General features: G+C 67.3%; 18 protein-coding genes. 10 read left to right on the top strand and 8 right to left on the bottom strand.

Annotation, left to right across the window (positions count from 1 at the left end; translation table 11 throughout):
- The first annotated feature begins 52 nt into the window (after nucleotides 1-52).
- From ACQR0W_RS28005 to ACQR0W_RS27995, 3 genes are all read left to right on the top strand, one after another.
- Complete coding sequence (locus ACQR0W_RS28005; protein ID WP_315717940.1) at nucleotides 53-886, top strand: hypothetical protein; 834 nt, start codon at nucleotides 53-55, stop codon at nucleotides 884-886.
- Nucleotides 887-1,045: 159 nt separating this feature from the next.
- Nucleotides 1,046-1,972, top strand: a complete 927-nt coding sequence (locus ACQR0W_RS28000) for a sulfite exporter TauE/SafE family protein (protein ID WP_316187196.1) — start codon at nucleotides 1,046-1,048, stop codon at nucleotides 1,970-1,972.
- Nucleotides 1,969-2,748: a TIGR02186 family protein gene (locus ACQR0W_RS27995; RefSeq protein WP_316187197.1), complete on the top strand. Its 780-nt coding sequence runs from the start codon at nucleotides 1,969-1,971 to the stop codon at nucleotides 2,746-2,748. The genes ACQR0W_RS28000 and ACQR0W_RS27995 overlap by 4 nt, the downstream gene beginning before the upstream one ends.
- A gap of 11 nt (nucleotides 2,749-2,759) precedes the next feature.
- On the opposite strand, the gene ACQR0W_RS27990 is transcribed toward ACQR0W_RS27995, so the two are convergent.
- Together ACQR0W_RS27990 and ACQR0W_RS27985 are read right to left on the bottom strand one after the other, a co-directional pair.
- The gene (locus ACQR0W_RS27990; RefSeq protein ID WP_315751272.1) at nucleotides 2,760-3,539 is read right to left on the bottom strand and encodes an MBL fold metallo-hydrolase; all 780 of its coding nucleotides are present in this window, start codon (nucleotides 3,537-3,539) and stop codon (nucleotides 2,760-2,762) included.
- Nucleotides 3,536-4,456, bottom strand: a complete 921-nt coding sequence (locus ACQR0W_RS27985) for a DMT family transporter (protein WP_316187198.1) — start codon at nucleotides 4,454-4,456, stop codon at nucleotides 3,536-3,538. Before ACQR0W_RS27985 ends, ACQR0W_RS27990 begins: the two co-directional genes overlap by 4 nt.
- A gap of 97 nt (nucleotides 4,457-4,553) precedes the next feature.
- On the opposite strand from ACQR0W_RS27985, the gene ACQR0W_RS27980 reads away from it, so the two are divergent.
- Nucleotides 4,554-5,420 (top strand): LysR family transcriptional regulator, encoded by an 867-nt coding sequence (locus ACQR0W_RS27980; protein ID WP_316185526.1) that lies wholly within the window; start codon nucleotides 4,554-4,556, stop codon nucleotides 5,418-5,420.
- A gap of 246 nt (nucleotides 5,421-5,666) precedes the next feature.
- Here the strand turns inward: ACQR0W_RS27980 and pdeM are convergent, their stop codons facing one another.
- From pdeM to ACQR0W_RS27960, 4 genes are all read right to left on the bottom strand, one after another.
- Nucleotides 5,667-6,320: a ligase-associated DNA damage response endonuclease PdeM gene (gene pdeM, locus ACQR0W_RS27975; RefSeq protein WP_316187201.1), complete on the bottom strand. Its 654-nt coding sequence runs from the start codon at nucleotides 6,318-6,320 to the stop codon at nucleotides 5,667-5,669.
- Nucleotides 6,321-6,369: 49 nt separating this feature from the next.
- Complete coding sequence (locus ACQR0W_RS27970) at nucleotides 6,370-9,075, bottom strand: ligase-associated DNA damage response DEXH box helicase (RefSeq protein WP_316187202.1); 2,706 nt, start codon at nucleotides 9,073-9,075, stop codon at nucleotides 6,370-6,372.
- Between the two features lie 292 nt (nucleotides 9,076-9,367).
- Entirely contained in the window at nucleotides 9,368-10,597 is a 1,230-nt protein-coding gene (locus ACQR0W_RS27965; RefSeq protein ID WP_316165587.1) for an ABC transporter substrate-binding protein, read from the bottom strand.
- A gap of 108 nt (nucleotides 10,598-10,705) precedes the next feature.
- Complete coding sequence (locus ACQR0W_RS27960) at nucleotides 10,706-11,632, bottom strand: class I SAM-dependent DNA methyltransferase (RefSeq protein ID WP_315827973.1); 927 nt, start codon at nucleotides 11,630-11,632, stop codon at nucleotides 10,706-10,708.
- A 115-nt stretch (nucleotides 11,633-11,747) separates the two neighbouring features.
- Here ACQR0W_RS27960 and ACQR0W_RS27955 point away from each other — a divergent pair, with 115 nt between their 5' ends.
- From ACQR0W_RS27955 to ACQR0W_RS27935, 5 genes are all read left to right on the top strand, one after another.
- Nucleotides 11,748-12,794 (top strand): ligase-associated DNA damage response exonuclease, encoded by a 1,047-nt coding sequence (locus ACQR0W_RS27955; RefSeq protein WP_316175750.1) that lies wholly within the window; start codon nucleotides 11,748-11,750, stop codon nucleotides 12,792-12,794.
- Nucleotides 12,791-14,665: an ATP-dependent DNA ligase gene (locus ACQR0W_RS27950; RefSeq protein WP_316175639.1), complete on the top strand. Its 1,875-nt coding sequence runs from the start codon at nucleotides 12,791-12,793 to the stop codon at nucleotides 14,663-14,665. Before ACQR0W_RS27955 ends, ACQR0W_RS27950 begins: the two co-directional genes overlap by 4 nt.
- A gap of 121 nt (nucleotides 14,666-14,786) precedes the next feature.
- Nucleotides 14,787-15,095, top strand: a complete 309-nt coding sequence (locus tag ACQR0W_RS27945) for a DUF6460 domain-containing protein (RefSeq protein WP_315717950.1) — start codon at nucleotides 14,787-14,789, stop codon at nucleotides 15,093-15,095.
- Nucleotides 15,096-15,108: 13 nt separating this feature from the next.
- The gene (locus tag ACQR0W_RS27940; RefSeq protein WP_315751264.1) at nucleotides 15,109-15,843 is read left to right on the top strand and encodes an MBL fold metallo-hydrolase; all 735 of its coding nucleotides are present in this window, start codon (nucleotides 15,109-15,111) and stop codon (nucleotides 15,841-15,843) included.
- Between the two features lie 107 nt (nucleotides 15,844-15,950).
- Nucleotides 15,951-17,246, top strand: a complete 1,296-nt coding sequence (locus ACQR0W_RS27935) for an MATE family efflux transporter (RefSeq protein ID WP_315828019.1) — start codon at nucleotides 15,951-15,953, stop codon at nucleotides 17,244-17,246.
- 71 nt (nucleotides 17,247-17,317) lie between these two features.
- Here ACQR0W_RS27935 and ACQR0W_RS27930 read toward each other — a convergent pair whose 3' ends face one another.
- Both ACQR0W_RS27930 and ACQR0W_RS27925 read right to left on the bottom strand, forming a co-directional pair.
- Nucleotides 17,318-18,412 (bottom strand): quinone-dependent dihydroorotate dehydrogenase, encoded by a 1,095-nt coding sequence (locus ACQR0W_RS27930; RefSeq protein WP_315717952.1) that lies wholly within the window; start codon nucleotides 18,410-18,412, stop codon nucleotides 17,318-17,320.
- Complete coding sequence (locus ACQR0W_RS27925; protein ID WP_315751262.1) at nucleotides 18,409-18,753, bottom strand: DUF952 domain-containing protein; 345 nt, start codon at nucleotides 18,751-18,753, stop codon at nucleotides 18,409-18,411. Before ACQR0W_RS27925 ends, ACQR0W_RS27930 begins: the two co-directional genes overlap by 4 nt.
- Nucleotides 18,754-19,006: 253 nt before the next feature.
- Between ACQR0W_RS27925 and ACQR0W_RS27920 the strand changes: the two genes are divergently transcribed.
- Nucleotides 19,007-19,768, top strand: a complete 762-nt coding sequence (locus ACQR0W_RS27920; protein ID WP_315827971.1) for a carbonic anhydrase — start codon at nucleotides 19,007-19,009, stop codon at nucleotides 19,766-19,768.
- The last annotated feature ends 218 nt before the right edge of the window (nucleotides 19,769-19,986 follow it).

Here is a 19,986-nt window from a genome sequence, read left to right as displayed (position 1 = left end):
ATATAGGTTGTCGCGGCGGATCATCACGAGCGCCGCGAGGGAGCATCGACGGGTGTCAGCGGGGAACGACCAACAGGACGGCGCGCGCTTCCTGCAGTCGCCGACGGGCCCCCGCGTGCCGCCGCGGACCACGGCGAACGTCGCCGCTGCTCCGCCTCCTCGCCAACGAATGCAGCAAGTGACCGACGGCTATCCTGCGGCGTTCCGATGGCGCCGGCTGGCTTCCGTCATCTTCTTCGTTGCAATCGTGCTCGGCGGAGGCATTCGCGCCTACCGCGACCTGTCGCGACCCGACGCCTGGTCGTTCTGGAAGGATCAGTACATCTCGCCGAGTCTGTCGGCGGCGCTGGTCGCCGACCCCGCGCTTGCCGGGCTGGGCGGCAGGCGCACCGTGCTCGCCGTCAGCGGCCCCATCGGGCCAGCGGCGGCCGGCTGGCTGCGCGAGCGGATCAGCGAGGCCCGTCTCAAGCCGGGCGACGTGATCCTGCTGTCCTCGCCCGGCGGCAACCTCGACCAGGGGGTACTGATGGGCGAGATCATCCGCGCCCATGGACTCGCTACCGCCGTCGGCGTGGCCGACAATGCCGGCCGCATCCGTCCGGGCTTCTGCGCCAGCGCCTGCGTGTTCGCCTTTGCCGGCGGGCAGACCCGCTACGGCCTCGATGGTTCGGCGCTCGGCGTGCACCGCTTCACGTCGGAGGCCCGTGGCGCCGACGCGGTCGCCGACACCCAGCGCGTCACCGGCGCCATCCTCGGCTACATGACGCGCATGGGCGTATCGTCGCAGGTCATCGAGGCGATGTCGCAGACCCGCGACATCCGCTGGCTCGATCCGGGCGATGCCGAGGCCATGAGGCTGGTGACCGCGCCGCTCAAGGCCCTTTGACGGAGCGCCCAGACCCCCACGTTCGGCGTCGGTGGATGTGACGTCGACTTCGGGCGGGAATGACTGATCCCTTCGCTGCCATTTTCGGTTATGCAGGAGCTTGGCATCCTGCGTCGCATGCGCGGGATGCTCGCTCGAAGGATCGCAGAGGCCGCGCGGATGCAGATTTATCTTCCGATCGCCGACATCCCGGTCAACATCTTCCTGTTGCTGGCGATGGGCGCGGCCGTCGGCTTCGTCTCCGGCATGTTCGGCATCGGCGGCGGGTTCCTGATGACGCCGCTCCTGATCTTCGTCGGCATCACCCCCGCGGTCGCGGTCGCCTCGGTCTCCAGCCACATCGCCGCCTCCTCGTTCTCCGGGGCGCTGTCCTATTGGCGACGGCGCGCCATCGATCCCTCGCTGGCCGCGGTGTTGATGATCGGCGGCGCGCTCGGCACCGGACTCGGCGTCGCCACCTTCACCCTGTTGCGGTCGCTCGGCCAGCTCGATCTGATGATCGCGCTGTCCTATGTCGTCCTGCTGACGAGCGTCGGCGGCACGATGTTCTGGGAGGGTCTGCGGGCGATGATGCGCGCGCGCCAGTCCGCGGTCGCGACCGTGCGGCGTCCGGGCAGCCATGTCTGGATCCATGGCCTGCCGCTGAAGATGCGCTTCAAGCGCTCGAAGATCTATGTCTCCGTCATTCCGGTGATCGCCATCGGCCTCATCATCGGCTTCCTCGGCGCCGTGATGGGCATCGGCGGCGGCTTCATTCTGGTGCCCCTGCTGATCTACCTGCTGCGCGTGCCGACCTCGACCGTCATCGGCACCTCGATGGTCCTGACGCTCGCGACCATGATGATCGCGACCATGCTGCACGCGATGAGCAATCATCTGGTCGACGCCGTGCTGGCGCTGATCCTGATGGTCGGCGGCGTCACCGGCGCGCAGTTCGGGGCCCGCGCCGGCCAGATGATCCGCGGCGAGCAGCTGCGGCTGCTGCTCGGCCTGCTGATCCTCGCCGTCGGCATCCGGTTCGCGATCGAGCTCGTGATCAAGCCCGACGACCTGTTCACGATCCGCGAGACCGAGATCAGCAGATGACGCCGCTCCGCCTCGCCAGCCTCACCTTCATGCTGCTGCTTGCCGGCGCCGCATCGGCGCGCGCCGAGCGGCTGATCGTCTCGGTCTCCAACCATCGCGTGACGGTGACGCCGAACTATTCCGGGGAGGAGCTGGTGCTGTTCGGCTCGGTCGAGAAGGACACCCAGACCCCGCCGGGTCGCACCGCCTATGACCTCGTCGTCACCGTCCGGGGCCCGCGGGCCGACATGGTGACGCGGCGCAAGGAGCGCAAGTTCGGCATCTGGATCAACACCGACTCGCGCCAGTTCCTCAAGGTGCCCGGCTATCTGGCGCTGTTCGCCAACCGCCAGTTCGACGCGATGGCCGCGCCCGAGGTGCTGCGCCGGCAGCAGCTCGGACTCAACAACGTGCTGCTGACCCAGCGCGTCGGTCCCGACTATGCCGACGTGGTCCCGAACGACGCGTTCCGCAGCGCCTTCGTGCGGCTGCAATCGCAGCACGGTCTGTACCGCGAGGATACGTCCGCGGTGACCTTCCTCACGCCAACGCTGTTCCGCACCGGCATTCCGCTCCCCGCTGCGGTGCCGATCGGCAGCTACGAGGTCGAGATCAAGCTGCTCGCCGACGGCGCGCTGGTCACCAAGACGGAGACCGCGTTCGAGATCGTCAAGGTCGGCTTCGAGCAGTTCGTCGCGAACTCGGCGCGGCAGAGCGGCTTCGTCTACGGCCTCGTCACCGCCGCGATGGCGCTGATGACGGGATGGATGGCGTCGATCGTGTTCCGTCGGGATTGATCTTTTTCGCGTCAGTGGGAGGAGCTGGGTGGCGAGGCGATCACCGTCCGCACACCGGGCTCCAGAAGCTTCAGCCGCGCACCGAACCCGAGCGCATCGAAGGTCTTGCGCAGGTCCTGCGCGCTCTGGCGGAAATGCGCCCAGCCATCCGTGTGAACCGGAACGATGGCGGCCTCGGCAAACACGCGCGCGGTCTCGATCGTGTCGTTGGTGTCCATGGTGAGGTGGAACGGCCCGCGTGTCTGCGCCGCTCCGGCAAAAGGCATCACGACGCCAGGCTTGAAACGCCGCGCCACCTCCGCCACGCCGTCATAGAACACCGTGTCGCCACTGACATAGACGGGCGCGCCGTGCTGCGGGATCAGGACGAAGCCGATCACATCGCCCGCGAGCGGCTCGATGCCGGCGGGACCATGGCGCGCCGGCGTCGCCGCGACCGTCAATGTCCTGCCGCCTTTGCTGAGCTGCGTCGTCTGCCACGGCGCCAATCCTTCCGCCAGCGCACCGAGCCTGCTTGCGCCGACTTCCGTCGTGAGCACGCGCGGTGCGCGTCTCAGGAAGGCGCGGCCGCCATGGTCGAGATTGTCGGAGTGCTGATCATGGCTCAGCAGCACCGCATCGACCTCCCCGATCGCCTCAGCGGTCATCGCTGGTCCAGTGAGCTTCTCCAGTACGACATGCGGCAATTCATAGCGGCCGGGAGCATCGAATGTGGGATCGGTCAGCAGGCGGAAGCCATCGATTTCGATAAGGGCGGTCGGGCCGCCGATCAGGGTGATCGCAACACTCATGACGATGCTCCAATGGTACGGGCCGGCGCCCGCGTGACCAGATAGATCCCGAGCGCGACGGGAACGACGCCGAACAGGTCCTGCAGCGCCACGTGCTCGCCGAGCACCAGGAAGGCGAAGATCATCGCGAGCGGCGGCATCACGAAATGATAGGCGCTGGCCGCGGTCGCGCCGCATACTTTCAAGAGATGGAACCAGAGCACATAGGCCAGGATCGAGCCACCGAGCACGAGGAAGGCGAACGCGCCGATCAATTGCGCATTCGGCACGATCTCGCCCACGTGCGACACGCCGAGCGCGACCGGCCATAACACCAGCCCGGCTGAGAGGTTCTGGATGCCGTTGCCGACCCACAGGCTGCCCTGCGGGGCGAGCTGCTTGAACAGAATGGTGCCGGTCACGATCGAGGCCAGCGCCGCCAGCGTATAGAGAATGCCTTCGAGCTGGTCGGTGCCGACGGACATACGGTGCCAGACGATCATGGCGACGCCGATGGTGCCGAGCGCGAGGCCTGAGATTTTGCGCAGGGTCAGCGGCTCGCCGAGCAGCAGCGCCGCGAACATCGCGGTGAACACCGGATTGGCCGAGACGATCAGGCCGCCGAGCCCCGCCGACACGGTCTGCAGCCCGGTGTAGCCGAGACCGAGATACAGCGCGTTGTTGGCGATGCCGATGATCGCGAACACGGCCGCATCGCGCCAGCTCATGCGCAGCTCGCCCCGGACCGCCGGCACCACAAGAATGAGGACACCGGCGAGCGAGAACCGCGCCGCGAGCAGCAGCAGCGGCGGACAATAGGTCACCCCGATCTTGCCGGCAACGAAGGCAAAGCTCCACAACAGGCAGAACAGGCCGATTTCGAGCGGCAGCAGGTTGGACTTCACGGGGCTCACGGCAACGGAGGATACGGACGACATCGGAGGTCTCCTTCGCCGCCGGTGTAGGGCTGTTCTTTCCCATTTGGAAATTAAATGATAGACTGACACTCAGTGGTTTTCCGAATGGAGGTCCCGCGTGCTCGATCTGGACCTGTTGCGCAGCTTCGTCTCGGTGGTCGAGGCCGGCGGCTTCACCCGCGCGGGCGAGCGCGTCCACCGCACGCAGTCGACGATCAGCCAGCAGATTCGCCGGCTGGAGGACGACCTCGGCCAGACGCTGCTCAACCGCGACGGCCGCGAGGTCACGCCGACCGAGGCCGGCGAACGGCTGTTGTCCTATGCCCGCCGCCTGCTCGCGCTCGCCGAGGAGGCCCGCGACGTCGTGGCGCGGCCCGGACCCGACGGCGCGGTGAAGCTCGGCATCCCCGAGGATTTCGCGGCCTACCGGCTCGCCAAGCTGCTCGCCGCGTTCTCGCGCGCCCACCCCGATCTGCGGCTCGACGTGCGCGCCGACCAGAGCCTCAACCTCAAGCGCGACATCGAGCGCGGCGATCTCGATCTGGCGCTGCTCAAGCGCGGTGCCGACGACGCACACGCAGCGATCGCGGCATGGCCGGAGCAGGTCTATTGGGTGACCAGCAAGAGCCATCCGGTCAACCTCGAGGCCCGCTCGCTGCCGCTGATCGGCTTCCCGCTCGGCTGCATCTATCGCACCCGCGCGATCCATGCGCTGGAGAGCGAGGGACGCGCCTGGCACATGGCCTACACATCGTCGAGCCTCGCCGGCATCCAGGCCGCGGTCGCCGCCGGCATGGGGCTGAGCATCCTGTCCGAGATGTCGGTGCAGTCGGAGCACCGCGTGCTGACGGCCCGCGAGGGCTTTGCGCCGATCGAGCGCACGGAGGTCGCGCTGCTCGCCTCGCCCGACGCCAGCCCGGCGACGTTGCGCCTGGCCGACCGGCTGGCCGAGTTCTGCGAGAAGGTGCAGGCGAAGGCGGCTTGACGGGCATTCGTCCGCGGCTCCGGCGACCATGACGCCACGAGGACGCTTCGTTCCCTCTCCCGCTTGCGGGGGAGGGCTAGGGAGGGGCCGCTCCGACGGCGGTGCGCTTGGCGCCCCCTCTCCAACTCTCCCCCGCAACCGGGGGAGAGGGCACAGCGGTGCGCGCGGCGGGCATGATCAGTCCAACTTCGAATGATCCGTTCGACCTCTGATCACTCATCCAACTAATGAATTTCCATCATCCAACTAATAGCACCGCGCCGCGGCGATGCTGTGCAGACGCCTATCTCCCAGCACATGCGCGATGAAGGCGCGCTTCGGAAACAGCTTGGCGAAGACCGCGTCGCGCACGCTCAGGCCCCCGGCATAGGCGCCGAACGCCGGCATCACGGCGCGCTCGCCATCGCAGACGAAGCAGCGCCGCTCCAGCGTGCGCGCTCGTGTCGCGACGCGCGCCTTCGGATGCAGATGGCCGGCGATCTCGCCGCGCGCGCCGGAGGGCTCGTGACGGAACGTCACCGCGCCGAGCGTGACCGCGTCGGCCAGTTCGCCGCCGATGCCGCGCGGGGCCGGATCGTGGTTGCCGGTGATCCAGACCCAGTCGCGGCCGACCTGCAGGTTGGCGATGCAGGCGCGGTCGTCGCCGGTGAGACGCGTATGCGCATCGCGATCGTGAAAGCTGTCGCCAAGCGCGATCACGACGCGCGGATTGTAGTGGGCGATCACGGCTGTGAGGCGATTGAGAGTCGCAACGGTATCGAACGGCGGCAGCAAGGTGCCGCGCGACGCGTAGCTCGAGCCCTTTTCCAGATGCAGATCGGAGACGACGAGCAGACGCTGCTCGTCCCACACCAGCGCGCCGGAGAGATCGACGCGCAGCGCGGTGCCGGCGACGTCCATCATGCCCGATGCGCAGAAAGTCCCCCGCAAGTCCGCCTCGCTTCTCGATCTACCCCATCGCTTCCTTCACGAGTTCCTCGGCAGCCTCGGCCAGGAGCTCGTCGGCGGCCTCGCCATAGACGGATTCGCGGCCGATTTCCAGCATCACCGGCACCGCCAGCGGCGAGACGCGATCGAGTTCCCGATGGGTGATTCGTCCCTCGATGCGCTGGAGCATATCACCGAGCCGCTTCAGATCGAGCAGGCCGGTGGCGGCATCGGCGCGCGCCGCGCGCAACAGCATGTGATCGGGCTGATGCCGGCGCAGGACGTCATAGACCAGATCGGTCGAGAACAGCACCTGGCGGCGCGTCTTCTCCTCGGTCGTCGACCGCCGCGCGATCAGGCCGGAGATGATGGCGCACGAGCGGAACGTGCGCTTCATCAGCGCGGATTCGGCGAGCCACGCCTCGAGATCGTCGCCAAGCATATCCGGGTCGAACAACGCGGCGAGATCGAGCCGCCCCTGTTTGACCATGAGCGACATGTCGCCGAGCCCCCACACCGCAAGCGCATATTCGTTGGCGACGAAGCCGAGCGGCCGAGCGCGCGCCCGCTCGAGCCGGCGCGTCAGCAGCATGCCGAGCGTCTGATGCGCGAGCCGGCCCTCGAACGGATAGCAGACGATGTAGTGCTTGTTGGAGCGCGGGAAGGTCTCGACCAAAAGCTCGCGCCGGGCCGGGATGCGCGACACGTCCTTCTGCAAGGACAGCCAGTCGCGCACCTGCTCCGGCAACGCGCTCCAGGCGGTGCGGTCGTCGAGCAGGCCGCGCACGCGCTCGGCGAGATAGGTCGACAGCGGAAACTTGCCGCCCATGTAGGACGGCACCTTCGGATCGGAATCATTGGCGCGCGACACATAGACCTGGTCCTCGGCCAGCGCCTCGTAGCGCACGATCTCGCCGCTGAACACGAACGTATCGCCGAGGGTGAGGCCTTCGATGAACGCCTCCTCGATCTCGCCGAGCAGCCGTCCGCCGCGCGCGATCGCGCCGGTCGTGCCCTTGGCCCCGCCGCGCGAGCGCACCAGCCGCACCTTCAGCATCGCCTCCTCGACAATGGTGCCGACGTTCAGGCGATAGCTCTGCCGCACCTTGGGATTGGCGACGCGCCAGCGCCCCCTCGCATCCTGCTTGATGCGGGCGAACCGCTCATAAGTCTTCAGCGCATAGCCGCCGGTGGCGACGAAGTCGACGACATCGTCGAAATCAGCGCGCGACAGCGACGCATAGGGGGCCGCCGTGATGACCTCCACATAGAGCTCGTCGCTGAGAAACGGCTCGGCGCAGGCGCAGCCGAGCACGTGCTGCGCCAGCACGTCGAGCGCGCCGGTACGCAAAGGCGGCGTGTCCTGCGCATTGTCGGCGATGGCATCGATCGCGACCGAGCATTCCAGCACCTCGAAGCGGTTGGCCGGCACCAGCACCGCCCGCGAAGCCTCGTCGAGCCGGTGATTGGCACGGCCGATGCGCTGCATCAGCCGCGAGCAGCCCTTGGGCGCGCCGACATTGATCACGAGATCGACGTCGCCCCAATCGACGCCGAGATCGAGCGAGGAGGTGCAGACGACGCCGCGCAGCCTGCCGGCCGACATCGCATCCTCGACCTTGCGGCGCTGCGCGACGTCGAGCGAGCCGTGATGCAGGGCGATGGCGAGATTGTCGTCGTTGATGCGCCAGAACTCCTGGAACAGCATCTCGGCCTGACTGCGGGTGTTGACGAACACGAGCGTGGTCTTGTTTCGCTTGATCAGCTCGTACATCTCGGCCAGCGCATGGCGCGCGCTGTGGCCGGCCCACGGCAGCCGCTCCTGTGTATCGAGCATCTCGACCACCGGCGGCGCGGCGCCGCCGGCGACCACGACGTCGGCCGCGGCTATGCCGCCGCACGGCTGCGGCACCAGGAAGCGCGCGAGCTGCTCCGGCTCGGCGACGGTCGCCGACAGGCCGATCATGCGCATGTCCGGCGCAAGCCGCCACAGCCGCGCCAGCGCGAGCGACAAGAGATCGCCGCGCTTGGAGGTGACCAGCGCATGCAGCTCGTCGAGCACGACGCGCTTCAGCGAGGAAAACAGGAACGGCGCATCGTCGGACGACAGCAGCAGCGCCATCTGCTCCGGCGTGGTCAGCAGGATGTCCGGCGGATAGCGGCGCTGCCGCTGCCGGCGGGACACCGGCGTGTCGCCGGTGCGGGTCTCGACCTTGATCGGCAGGCCCATCTCGGAGATCGGCGCCTCGAGATTGCGCGCGATGTCGACCGCGAGCGCCTTGAGCGGGGAGATGTAGAGCGTGTGCAGGCCGGCGGGTCGCGGGATGCGGTTCGCCGTCTGCTTGCTCTTTTCCGTGTTCGCGAGCTCGGCCAGTGCATTCGGCTCGGTGCCGGGTGCCACCATCGACACCGCCGCCGGAGGCCCCCCTCCCCGCCGCTCCCCCACAAGGGGAGCGGGAGTGGAGAGAGCGGATGTCTTGGCAAGAACAGAACGATGCTTCGGCGCGACGGCGGAGCCGAGCTCCACCAAGGTCGGCAGGAACCCGGCGAGCGTCTTGCCGGCGCCGGTCGGGGCGATCAGCAGCGCCGAGCGTTGCGCGCGAGCCTTCTCCAGCAGCGCCAGCTGATGTGCGCGCGGCGCCCAGCCGCGCGCCGCGAACCATTCGGTGAAATGGTCGGGCAGCGCGGCGCTGTCGTCGGGTGGGACTGGTGAGACGCGGGGCGGCACCGGGGGAAGGTAGGCAGTCACGCGCGGTTCGTCGAGGGTCGGGCGATAACACTCGACTGCCTCGACCACCTCCGCCGTCGGCCCAGCCCATGTTGGAGCGCACCGGCGCCTCAGCAAACTCCGTTGTCGTCCCTGCGAACGCAGGGACCCATAGCCACCGGCTTTTGTGGGACGATGACTTGCAGTGACGCCTCACCGATAGATTCCGCGGTATGGTTCCCTGCGTTCGCAGGGACGACACCGGAGAGTGCGGCCACAGCTCCGGTGTCATCATCCGATGGAGGGAAAATCCCTACTCCGTCATCGGCTTCTCGGAGATGCTCCAGTCCTTGCCGTCGAAGATCGAGATGTAGAGCGTCTTCATCGGCGTATAGTCGTCCGGCGTGTAGGCGTAATTGACGCCATCGAGGAAGAAGGGCGAGTGGAAGCCGGCGAGTGTCGTGGCGTGCTTGAGCACGTTCTCGCGGGTCAGCGTGTCGCCGCAGCGGCGCAGGATCTCACCCATCGACACCGCCTGGCCGTAGCCGGCATAGGCGATGGTGTTGTCGGGATCGATGTTGGGCAGGTACTTGGCGCGCAGCGCCTCGAAGCCCTTGACGTCGGGATCGTCCTTCCATTGCGGCACGCCGGCGTCCTTGGAATAGCGGATCGCGACGATGTCCTTGGCATTCTCGAGGCCGGCGGCAGACAGGATCGAACGGCCGGTCGAGCCCGCCGACAGCAGCTGCAGCGGCTTCCAGCCGAGCTCGGCCACCTTGCGGATCGACTGCGACGAGGCCTTGCCCGTGCTGATGTTGTAGAACACGTCGGCGCCCGACTTCGACAGGTTGATCAGCTGCGAGTCCACCGTCGGCTCGGTGAGATCGTAGGTCTGCTCCATGATCACCTGCGCCTTGCCGCCGGCGTCGGCCAGCACCTTCTTGAACGGCCCCAGGAAGTCACGGCCGAAATCGTCGTTCTGATAGAGGATGCCGATCTTGGCTTCCGGCTTCACGCTCAGCACATGCTTGGCGAGAATGCGCGCCTCCGTCGGATACAGCGGCAGGCCGGCCATGGTCCATTTGTAGTTCTTGGGGTCGTTCCACTTCGAGGCGCCGGTGTTGAGCAGGAGCTGCGGCACGCCCTTGGAGTTGAGGTATTTGTGCACGGCGGTCTGTGGCGCGGTGCCGAGCGAGCCGTACAGCGCCAGCACCTCGTCCTGCTCGACCAGCCGCCGCGTCGCCTCGACGCATTTCGGCGCGCTATAGGCATCGTCCATCGTCAGGAACTTGACCTTGCGCCCGTTGATGCCGCCCTGCTCGTTGAGCATCTGGAAATAGGCCTCGCCGACACGGCCGAGCACGCCATACAGCGAACCGGGGCCGGAATGCGGAATGGTCTGGCCGATCTTGATCTCGGTATCGCTGGCGCCGGCATCATATTTCTTCTCGGCGGCCCAGACATGGGGCGAAGCGATCGTCGAGGCGCCGATGGTCGCAAGCGCGGTGGCGCAGAAATCGCGCCGGGTCAGATGTTTTTTCATTTTTGTCTCTCCCTAGACTGCCGACATTTTTTGGCATCGGGAGAGCTGCGGCAAGAGCGAAGTTGCCGCATTGGACGCCGCGTGCAGCGCATTCAATAGCGTCTAGACTCAAGTCCTGGCCGCGACCACGGCCAGCCCGCGCACCGGCAACTGCTCCTCGGTCCGCGGCGACGCCGGCGCGAGATGGGCCAGCTTCAATCCCGCGGCTGCGATCACGCCACGGACATATTCCGCGCCATGGGCATAGCGCAGCCCCTTGCCCATGATGACACCGTCGCCGTCATGGGTCTCGACGGTCAAGGCCAGCAGTCCGCCCGGACTGAGCACACGTTGCGCCTCGCGCAACACCGGGCCAAGGTCGCCGACATAGACCATCGCATCGGCAGCAAGAATGAGATCCGCAGACGCATCGTCCTGGCGCTGCAGCCCTGCGGTCATGTCGTCGACCTCGAGCCCGGCATAGAGCCCGGTGGCGCGCGCTTCCGCGATCATGCCGGCCGACAGGTCGATGCCGATGATGCTGTCGACGTTCTTGGCGAACGCCGCCGCGCCCAGCCCGGTGCCGCAGCCGAGATCGATCGCGCGCTTGAAGTAGGCCGGCTTGCGCTCGGCCGCGCGCACCGCGAGCACCGCCTTGAACAGGATCGCCGGCGCGCGGTAGTTGAGCCGCTCGGTCAGCTCGGCCTCGAAGCGCGGCGCATACTGATCGAACAGCGACTGCACATAGGCCTTGGGCATGTCCGACAGCGGCGCGGCGCCGAGCTGCATCAGATGCACGGCGGCGCCGTGACGATCATCCGGATCGGCGGCACAGGCGTTCTGGAAGGCCGAGATCGCCTTGTCGGTTTCGCCCAGACCGAGACGGATCTTGCCGAGCTCGAACCAGGCCGAGGCGAAGTTGGGGGCGACCTCGATGGCCTGCTCCATCACCTCGGCGGCCGCGACCAGGTCGCCCTTCAATTGCAGGTCGCGGGCGAACTCGTAGCGGCGGTCGGCGATCAGATCGCCGGAGGACAGGAACAGGCGGTGGGGCATGGGAACCATCGTCGTCAATGCGAACTTCTCATCGAGGAGATGGATGCGCGGGTCAAGCCCGCGCATGACGAGATGGAAACTGGCACGGCCTGAAAACGCGTCTTGCATGACCTATATGACCCACATGCGTCCGCAAGACATTCTGCTGCCCGTTCCGTCCGGCCTCTGCTGCAAGGCCGGCGGCTTTCACATCGATCCCGTGCGCCCGGTCGAGCGGGCGCTGATCACCCATGGCCATTCCGACCACGCCCGCCCCGGCCACGGCGCGGTGCTGGCGACCCAGGAAACGCTCGACATCATGCGGCTGCGCTATGGCGACAACTTTGCAGGCTCCACGCAGGCGATCGGCTATGGCGAGCGGATCAGGCTGGGTGACGTCACCGTCAGTTTCCACCCTGCGGGCCATGTGCTGGGCTCGGCGCAAATCAAAGTGTCCTGCGGCGGCACCTGCATCGTCGCCTCCGGCGACTACAAGGATGCGCGCGATCCGACCTGCGCACCGTTCGAGCTGGTGCAATGCGACGTCTTCATCACCGAGGCGACGTTCGGCCTGCCCGTGTTCCGTCACGGCGCCGCGGCGCTGGAGGTGAACAAGCTGCTGGCCTCGGTGGTGCTGTTTCCCGAGCGCGCGCACCTGGTCGGCGCGTACTCCCTCGGCAAGGCGCAGCGTGTCATCGCGCTGATCCGCGAGGCCGGCTATGATCGGCCGATCTACCTGCACGGCGCGATGGACAAGATCACGCGCTACTATCAAGACAAGGGAATCGCGCTCGGCGAGCTCCGGCCCGTGAAGGGCGTCAAGAAGGCCGAGCTTGCCGGCACCATCACCCTGGCGCCGCCGAGTGCAACCTCCGACCTGTGGACCCGCCGCTTTCCCGATCCCGTCACCGCCTTCGCCTCGGGCTGGATGCGGGTGCGCGCCCGGGCCCGGCAGCGCGGCATCGAGCTGCCGCTGGTGATCTCGGATCATGCCGACTGGGACGGGCTCACCACCACCATCGCCGCGACCGGCGCAAGCGAGGTGTGGGTCACCCATGGGCAGGAGGACGCGCTGGTGCATTGGTGCCAAGCCAAGGGGCTCGCGGCCCGGCCGCTCGATCTGGTCGGCTACGGCGACGAGGAGGAAAGCGAGGTGGTGGCCACGGAGGACGCCGAGGCATGAACCGCTTCGCCGAGTTGCTCGACCGCCTCGCCTATGAGCCCGGCCGCAACAACAAGCTGCGGCTGCTGACGTCGTACTTCCGCGAGGTCGAGGATCCCGATCGCGGCTACGCACTGGGCGCGCTCACCGGCGCGCTGTCGTTCAAGCACGCCAAGCCGGCGCTGATCCGCGACCTGATCGCCGCGCGCACCGATCCGGTGCTGTTCGCGCTGTCGTATGATTATGTGGGGGATCTCTCGGAAACCGTCGCGCTGATGTGGCCGAAGGACAGGGCGCATCATCAGCAGCTCGTTCCTGGGTACCCCCCTCCCCACCCCTCCCCCACAAGGGGGGAGGGAGCGCTGACGCGTTCGGAGTTGCTGTCTCGGTCTACATCGAGCATCGCTCCCCCTTCACGTCTCTCGTTCCCCACAGCCGCTCTCTCCGGTCCCTCCCCCCTTGTGGGGGAGGAGCAGCGAGGGGGGGACCCCACGGGCGGTCTCACGAGGGACCCCACACCCGGCCACAACGACCCGCCACCGCCGACGCTGACCGAGGTTGTCACCACCTTGCGCACCCTCGGCAAGACCGAGATGCCGCGGCAACTCGCGCAATGGCTGGATGAGCTCGACGAGACCGGGCGCTGGGCACTGCTGAAGCTGGTCACCGGCGCTTTGCGCATCGGCATCTCCGCGCGCCTGGCCAAGACCGCAGCGGCCGCGCTCGGCGACAAGGACCCGCACGAGGTCGAGCTGATCTGGCCGGGGCTGTCGCCGCCCTATCTCGACCTGTTCGCCTGGCTGGAAGGCCGCGGCGACAAGCCGGTCAATCGCGATCCCGCGCCGTTCCGGCCGGTGATGCTGGCGCATGCCGTCGAGGACGACGACTTCGCCGGCATGAACGCGGCCGACTACATCGCGGAATGGAAATGGGACGGCATCCGCGTGCAGGCGGTGAGCGGCCGCGAGGCCGACGGCCGCGTCGTCACACGGCTGTATTCGCGCAGCGGCGAGGACATCACGGCGAGTTTCCCGGACCTGCTGCCGTCGCTGCATCTGCCCGGCGCGCTCGACGGCGAGCTGCTGGTGGTGCGCGATCACCGCGTGCAGAGCTTCAACGTGCTGCAGCAGCGGCTGAACCGCAAGACGGTGTCGCCGAAGCTGATGAAGGAGTACCCGATCCACCTGCGCGCCTACGACCTGCTCGGCGACGAGGAGAACGATCTGCGTGAGCTGCCGTTCGCCGAGCGGCGTGAACGGCTCGAGGCTTTCATCAAGCGACTCGACGAACCGCGTGTCGACTTGTCGCCGACCATCGCGTTTTCCACCTGGGACGAGCTGAAGGCCGCGCGCGCCGATCCCGCATCTGCCGGCGCAGGAGACGATGCCGAAGCGGTGGAAGGCGTGATGCTGAAGCGGCGCGACGCGCTGTATCTGCCCGGCCGGCCCAAGGGACAATGGTGGAAGTGGAAGCACGATCCGCACATCATCGATGCCGTGCTGATGTATGCTCAGCGCGGCCACGGCAAGCGTTCCTCCTATTACTCCGACTACACGTTCGGTGTCTGGACGGCGGGAGACGGCGGAGATCAGCTCGTGCCCGTCGGCAAGGCCTATTTCGGCTTCACCGACGAGGAGCTCTTGCAGATCGACCGCTTCGTCCGCCGCAACACCACCGAGAAGTTCGGTCCCGTGCGGCATGTCGTGCACGAGCCCGAGCAGGGCCTTGTGCTCGAAGTGGCGTTCGAGGGCCTGCAGCGCTCGCCGCGGCACAAATCCGGCATCGCGATGCGCTTTCCGCGCATCAGCCGGCTGCGCTGGGACAAGCCGCCGCGCGAGGCCGACCGGCTGGAGACCCTGGAGCGGATGTTGAAGAGCGAGGCGCCGGCGTGACAGCGCCGGGAACATTAATTGCCGGTAACCGGCTTGCGGCGCTGAGCCGGGTTCCCCACCTGCCCTGCCGTGCCTTATAATCGGGATCGCGAATCCGACGAACCCGCCTGGAGACGATGCCATGTCGAACGACGTCAGGGACTATCCGGCCCGCGCCCGCAGCTCGGATGGCCTGTACCGTTTTCTCGGCGGCTCGCCGCTGTCGGTGGCGTTCCGGCTGGTGCTGCTGTCGATCCTGGTCGGCGTCGTGCTGTCGGCGATCGGCTTCGATCCGCTGAACATCCTGCACAGCATCCGGCTGCTGTTCATCCGGCTCTACGAGCTCGGCTTCGACGCCTTCAACTGGCTGTGGCGCTACTTCCTGCTCGGCGCGGTGATCGTGATCCCGGTCTGGCTCCTGTCGCGGCTGTTCGCCCCGCGCGGCCGATAGAGAGCCACAGCCGATGCAGCTCCGCTTCGTCGGCTGCGGTGACGCGTTCGGCTCGGGCGGCAACTCCAACACCTGCTTCCATCTGACCGGCGCGCAGACGAACCTTCTGATCGACTGCGGCGCCTCGTCGCTGCCGGCGCTGAAGCGGCTCGGCATCGCCAGCAACGCCATCGAACTGATCCTGATCACGCATTTCCATGGCGATCATTTCGCCGGGCTTCCCTTCCTGCTGCTCGATGCGCAGTTTTCGAAGCGGACGCTGCCGCTGGTGATCGCCGGCCCCGCCGGCATCACGGCGCGGCTGACGCAGGTGATGGAAGCGCTGTTCGAGCATTCGTCGCGCACGCCGCGGAAATTCGAGCTGTCCGTGATCGAGCTTGAACCGGAGCAGACGACGCGCTTCGGCGAGGTCTGCGTGACGCCGTTTCCAGTCGTCCACGGCAGTTCGGGCGGGCCGTTTCTCGGCTACCGGATCGAGGCGGAGGGCAAGGTCGTCGCCTACACCGCGGACACCGAATGGACGGAGAGCCTGATCCCGCTCGGCCGCAACGCCGACCTGTTGATCGCCGAGGCCTACACCTACGACAAGGCGGTGAAGAACCACCTCAGCCTCGCGGTGCTGGAGGCGCATCTCGACGCGATCCGGCCGAAGCGGCTGGTGCTCACCCATATGAGCGACGACATGCTGGGCCGGCTGGACCGCATCGGCCATGTGGCCGCGCATGACGGCATGAGCATCGACCTCTAGCCGGGAGGCGCGAAAGGCCGCTAAGAACGGCAGGAACGCGCGTGCCGCGCGCTCTGCCAATCAACGGGCCATTCTTGACCGCTTCAGCCAAAGTCACGACCGCGCAGGTGTTCGACATCGCGGGTCCCGCGATGATCGCCAACCTGACGACGCCGCTGATCGGCATCGTCTCGACCACGGCGATCGGCCGGCTCGGCGAAGCCGCCATGCTCGGCGGCGTCGCCATGGCCTCGGTGATCTTCGACTGCCTGTTCTGGCTGTTCGCGTTCCTGCGCGCCAGCACGCTCGCCTTCACCGCGCAATCGCTCGGCGCCGGCGAGACCGACGAGATCCTGATGGTCCTGATCCGCGGCCTGGCGCTGGCCGCGCTGATCGGCGTCAGCCTGATCGCGCTGCAACTGCCGCTGGGGGCAATCATCTTCGACCTCATGGGCGGCAGCGACGCCGTGCTCGGCGCGGCCCGCACCTACTTCATGGTCCGGATCTGGTCGGCGCCGCTGGCGCTTGCCAACTACGTGCTGCTCGGCTGGCTCGTCGGATTGGCGCGCGCACGGCTGGCGCTGGCCATTCAGGTCGCGATCAACCTGATCAACATGGCCGCGACCATCCTGTTCGTCCAGGTGCTGCAGGCCGGCATCGCCGGCGCGGCGATTGCCGCCGTCATCGCGGAGACGGTCGGTGTCGCGATCGGCCTCGTGCTGGCGCGCCGATTGGTCAAGGCCGACGCCCGGATGTCGCGCGCGGCGCTGCTCGACCGCGCCAAGCTGATGCACATGATGGCCGTCAACCGCGACATCATGATCCGCACCGCGGCGATGATCATCGCCTTCCTGTTCTTCACCTCACAGGGCGCGCGCGCCGGCGACACGACGCTGGCCGCCAACGCGGTGCTGAACAATTTCCTGCTGGTGGCCGCGTTCTTCCTCGACGGCCTCGCCAACGCCGCCGAGCAGCTCTGCGGCTATGCGTTCGGCGCGCGCAACCGCGGCGCCTTTTCCGGCGCCACAAGGCTGGTGCTCGCCTGGGGCTTCGGCTTCGCGCTCGCGGTGGCCGCGATCTTCGCGCTGTTCGGGCCGGTGCTGATCGACGTGATGACGGCAAGCGATGCGGTGCGCCGCGCGGCGCGCGACTATCTGCCGTTCGTGGTGGCGTCGCCGCTGCTGTCGGTATTCGCCTTCGCATTCGACGGCGTCTATATCGGCGCCACCTGGGCGCGCGACATGCGCAACCTCATGGTCGCGGCGCTGGTCGTCTTCCTCGGCACCTGGCTGGCGCTGCGCGGCTTCGGCAATACGGGCCTGTGGATCGCGATGCTCAGCTTCTACGCGGCGCGCGGCGGCTTCCAGGCCGCACGCTATCCGGCGCTGCTGCGGGCGTCGTTCGGCAACAAAGAGAGTTTGTAGGGGGCGCTGTATCGCGCAGCGCGCTTTGCGACCCCGCTCGCCCTACACTCTTCGCCGAAGATCAAGCGCATCTAAACCGGCCAGTCCTCGGCGGTGATCGTCGCGGCGTCCGCACCAACGATCTCCGACAGCGAATCGCGTCCCGTGCGCAGCAGGGTCGAGGTCAGGTCGGCCTTGATGCTCTCGACCAGGCCGAGGCCCTTGTAGACCAGCGAGGAATACAGCTGGATCAGGCTGGCGCCGGCGCGGATCTTGGTGAGCGCGGCGCCGCCGGTGTCGATGCCGCCGACGCCGATCAGCGGGAACGCACCTTCGACGCGCACGAAGGTCTCGGCCACCATGCGGGTCGATAGCCGGAACAGCGGCCGCCCGGACAGGCCGCCCTGCTCCTTGGCGCGCAACTGCTCGCGCAGCGAGCTGGGCCGGGCGAGTGTCGTGTTCGACACGATCATGCCGTCGACTCCGCGCGAGCGGGCGACATGGACGACGTCGTCGAGCTCGGCGAGGCTGAGATCGGGTGCGATCTTGAGCAGGACCGGCGTATCGCCGGCTTTCCGCCGCACGCGGTCGCGCGCCTCGAGCACCTTGGACAGCAGCTCGTCGAGCTGAGACGCCTGCTGCAGGTTGCGCAGGCCCGGCGTGTTGGGCGAGGAGATGTTGACGGTGAAATAGCTCGCCACCGGCGCGAAGGTCTCGATCAGCCGGACGTAGTCGGCGACACGGTCGACCGAATCCTTGTTGGCCCCGACATTGACGCCGACGATGCCGCCCTGGTGGGCGCGCCCGGCCAGGCGCCGCAGCACGATCTCGGCGCCGTCATTGTTGAAACCCATGCGGTTGATGACCGCCTCGTCGCGCTCCAGCCGGAACAGCCGCGGGCGCGGATTGCCGCTCTGCGGCCGCGGGGTCACCGAACCGATCTCGACGAAGCCAAAGCCGAGCCGCAGCAGCGCGTCCGGCACCTCGGCGTTCTTGTCGAAGCCGGCGGCCATGCCGACCGGATTCGGGAAGTTCAGGCCGAAGGCGCGCACCGCGAGCTTGGCATCATCCGGTCGCGGCTTGATCGCCGGCAGCAGCTTCAGGCCCTGGATGGCGAGCCGGTGCGCATCCTCAGCGTCGAGCCAGCGGAGCAGCGGCAGCGAAAGCTGGTCGAAGGCGCGAATCACGGCTTCAGGTCCGGAATGTCGTGGCCGCCATCGGCACGGCTGTGCATCTGGTGAACGCCGGTCACGGCACCGAGATCGAGCTCGCCATACAGATGCGGGAACAGCTCGTCATTGCGCGAACGCTCCCAACGCAGCGCATCGCCGAGCGCGTCCGCCTCGACCTCGACCAGGAACAGCGCGCTCTGCCCCGAAAAGTGCTTCCGCGCCGTCTCCGGCACCTGGGAGGCGGTCGAAAAATGGATGAACCCGTCGCGCAGATCGTCCGCGCTGCCACGGTAGACGCCCAGCCGCTCCGCCTCGCGCCAGGCCGAAGCTGAGCAGATTTTGTAGATTTTGGGCACCTTTGCGCGGTCCTGGCTTGAGCTTGAGTTTGCTGATGTTTTCGGGAGCGGCCGACCGTATCGGCAGGGGGCAGCGAACTCAAGCATCGTTTGCCCAGGACAGTCCGGCGGCCGACCCGCTCAGGTTGTATCCGAGTGACGCGAGCTCGCGGGGATGCAACCGGTTCCTCAGCAAGAGTTAACCCGATTCGGCTTTCCTGTTGCGCGCGATTCGCAACCGATCATGCCCACGCTTGAACCTTTGGAGATTGTCATGGACCGCCGCCACGTCTTGAAGGCCCTTGCGGGGCTCGCCCTCTGCCCCGTCTGCGCTACCCCGGGCTTTGCCGCCGAAGGCGCCCCGCATTGGAGCTATGAGGGCGCGACCGGGCCGGCTAAATGGGGCGATCTCGACGCGGCCAACAAGGTCTGCGGCGTCGGCACCCAGCAATCGCCGATCGACATCGAGCACTCGACCCGGGCCCAGCTTCCCGATTTCCGACTGAGCTGGGCCAGGACCGCCGACACCATCGTCAACAACGGCCACACCATCCAGCTCAACTTCGCCGATGGCAGCAGCACCATGAAGCTCGAGGGCACCACCTACAAGCTGCTGCAGGTGCATTTTCATCGTCCGAGCGAGCACCAGATCGGCGGCAAGAACTATCCGATGGAGGCGCATTTCGTGCACCGCGCCGCCTCCGGCGGCCTCGCCGTCGTCGGCGTTCTCATGACCACCGGGCGTCCCAACCCCGCCTTCGCGCAGATCGTCGCGACGATGCCGGATAAGGAGGGTCCCGCGGTCAAGGCCGATCCGCGCATCAACCCCAACATGATGCTGCCGGCACGCCGCTCCTATTATCGCTATGCCGGCTCGCTGACGACGCCGCCCTGCTCGGAGGTGGTCGAATGGCTGCTGCTGAGCGAGCCGGTGTCGGTCGCGGAAGCGGACGTGGAGAAATTCGCAAAACTGTATCCGATGAACGCCCGCCCGGTGCAGAAGCTCGACCGCCGCTTCGTGCTGCAAGGGGTGTAGTTCATTCGGCTCCGGTGGCTTCGAGCTGAAGCGGCCGCCACAAACTCCGCTGTCGTCCCCGCGAAGGCGGGGACCCATACCGCGGAAGCTGGATTGTTTTGGAAGGTGGCGGAGACCCTCCGCCAAATTGTGTCCGGTGGCTATGGGTCCCTGTGTCTGGAAAGTCTGCCATGATGATGGTGGGCGGGAAGCCGTTGGGTCCTTGGCGCTAGACGCCG

The organism is Bradyrhizobium sp. HKCCYLRH1034 (assembly GCF_051168375.1).
In the GTDB taxonomy this organism is placed as follows: domain Bacteria; phylum Pseudomonadota; class Alphaproteobacteria; order Rhizobiales; family Xanthobacteraceae; genus Bradyrhizobium.
The sequence above is the reverse complement of the archived record's forward strand: the minus strand, read 5'-3'. Positions and strand labels throughout refer to the sequence as shown.

Bases quoted from the DNA above. Each gene is read 5' to 3' on its own strand.
- ACQR0W_RS28000 (WP_316187196.1), top strand. From the start codon at position 1,046: ATGCAGATTTATCTTCCGATCGCCGACATCCCGGTCAACATCTTCCTG.
- ACQR0W_RS27995 (WP_316187197.1), top strand. From the start codon at position 1,969: ATGACGCCGCTCCGCCTCGCCAGCCTCACCTTCATGCTGCTGCTTGCC.
- ACQR0W_RS27990 (WP_315751272.1), bottom strand. From the start codon at position 3,539: ATGAGTGTTGCGATCACCCTGATCGGCGGCCCGACCGCCCTTATCGAA.
- ACQR0W_RS27985 (WP_316187198.1), bottom strand. From the start codon at position 4,456: ATGTCGTCCGTATCCTCCGTTGCCGTGAGCCCCGTGAAGTCCAACCTG.
- pdeM (WP_316187201.1), bottom strand. From the start codon at position 6,320: ATGGACGTCGCCGGCACCGCGCTGCGCGTCGATCTCTCCGGCGCGCTG.
- ACQR0W_RS27965 (WP_316165587.1), bottom strand. From the start codon at position 10,597: ATGAAAAAACATCTGACCCGGCGCGATTTCTGCGCCACCGCGCTTGCG.
- ACQR0W_RS27960 (WP_315827973.1), bottom strand. From the start codon at position 11,632: ATGCCCCACCGCCTGTTCCTGTCCTCCGGCGATCTGATCGCCGACCGC.
- ACQR0W_RS27955 (WP_316175750.1), top strand. From the start codon at position 11,748: ATGACCCACATGCGTCCGCAAGACATTCTGCTGCCCGTTCCGTCCGGC.
- ACQR0W_RS27950 (WP_316175639.1), top strand. From the start codon at position 12,791: ATGAACCGCTTCGCCGAGTTGCTCGACCGCCTCGCCTATGAGCCCGGC.
- ACQR0W_RS27945 (WP_315717950.1), top strand. From the start codon at position 14,787: ATGTCGAACGACGTCAGGGACTATCCGGCCCGCGCCCGCAGCTCGGAT.
- ACQR0W_RS27940 (WP_315751264.1), top strand. From the start codon at position 15,109: ATGCAGCTCCGCTTCGTCGGCTGCGGTGACGCGTTCGGCTCGGGCGGC.
- ACQR0W_RS27920 (WP_315827971.1), top strand. From the start codon at position 19,007: ATGGACCGCCGCCACGTCTTGAAGGCCCTTGCGGGGCTCGCCCTCTGC.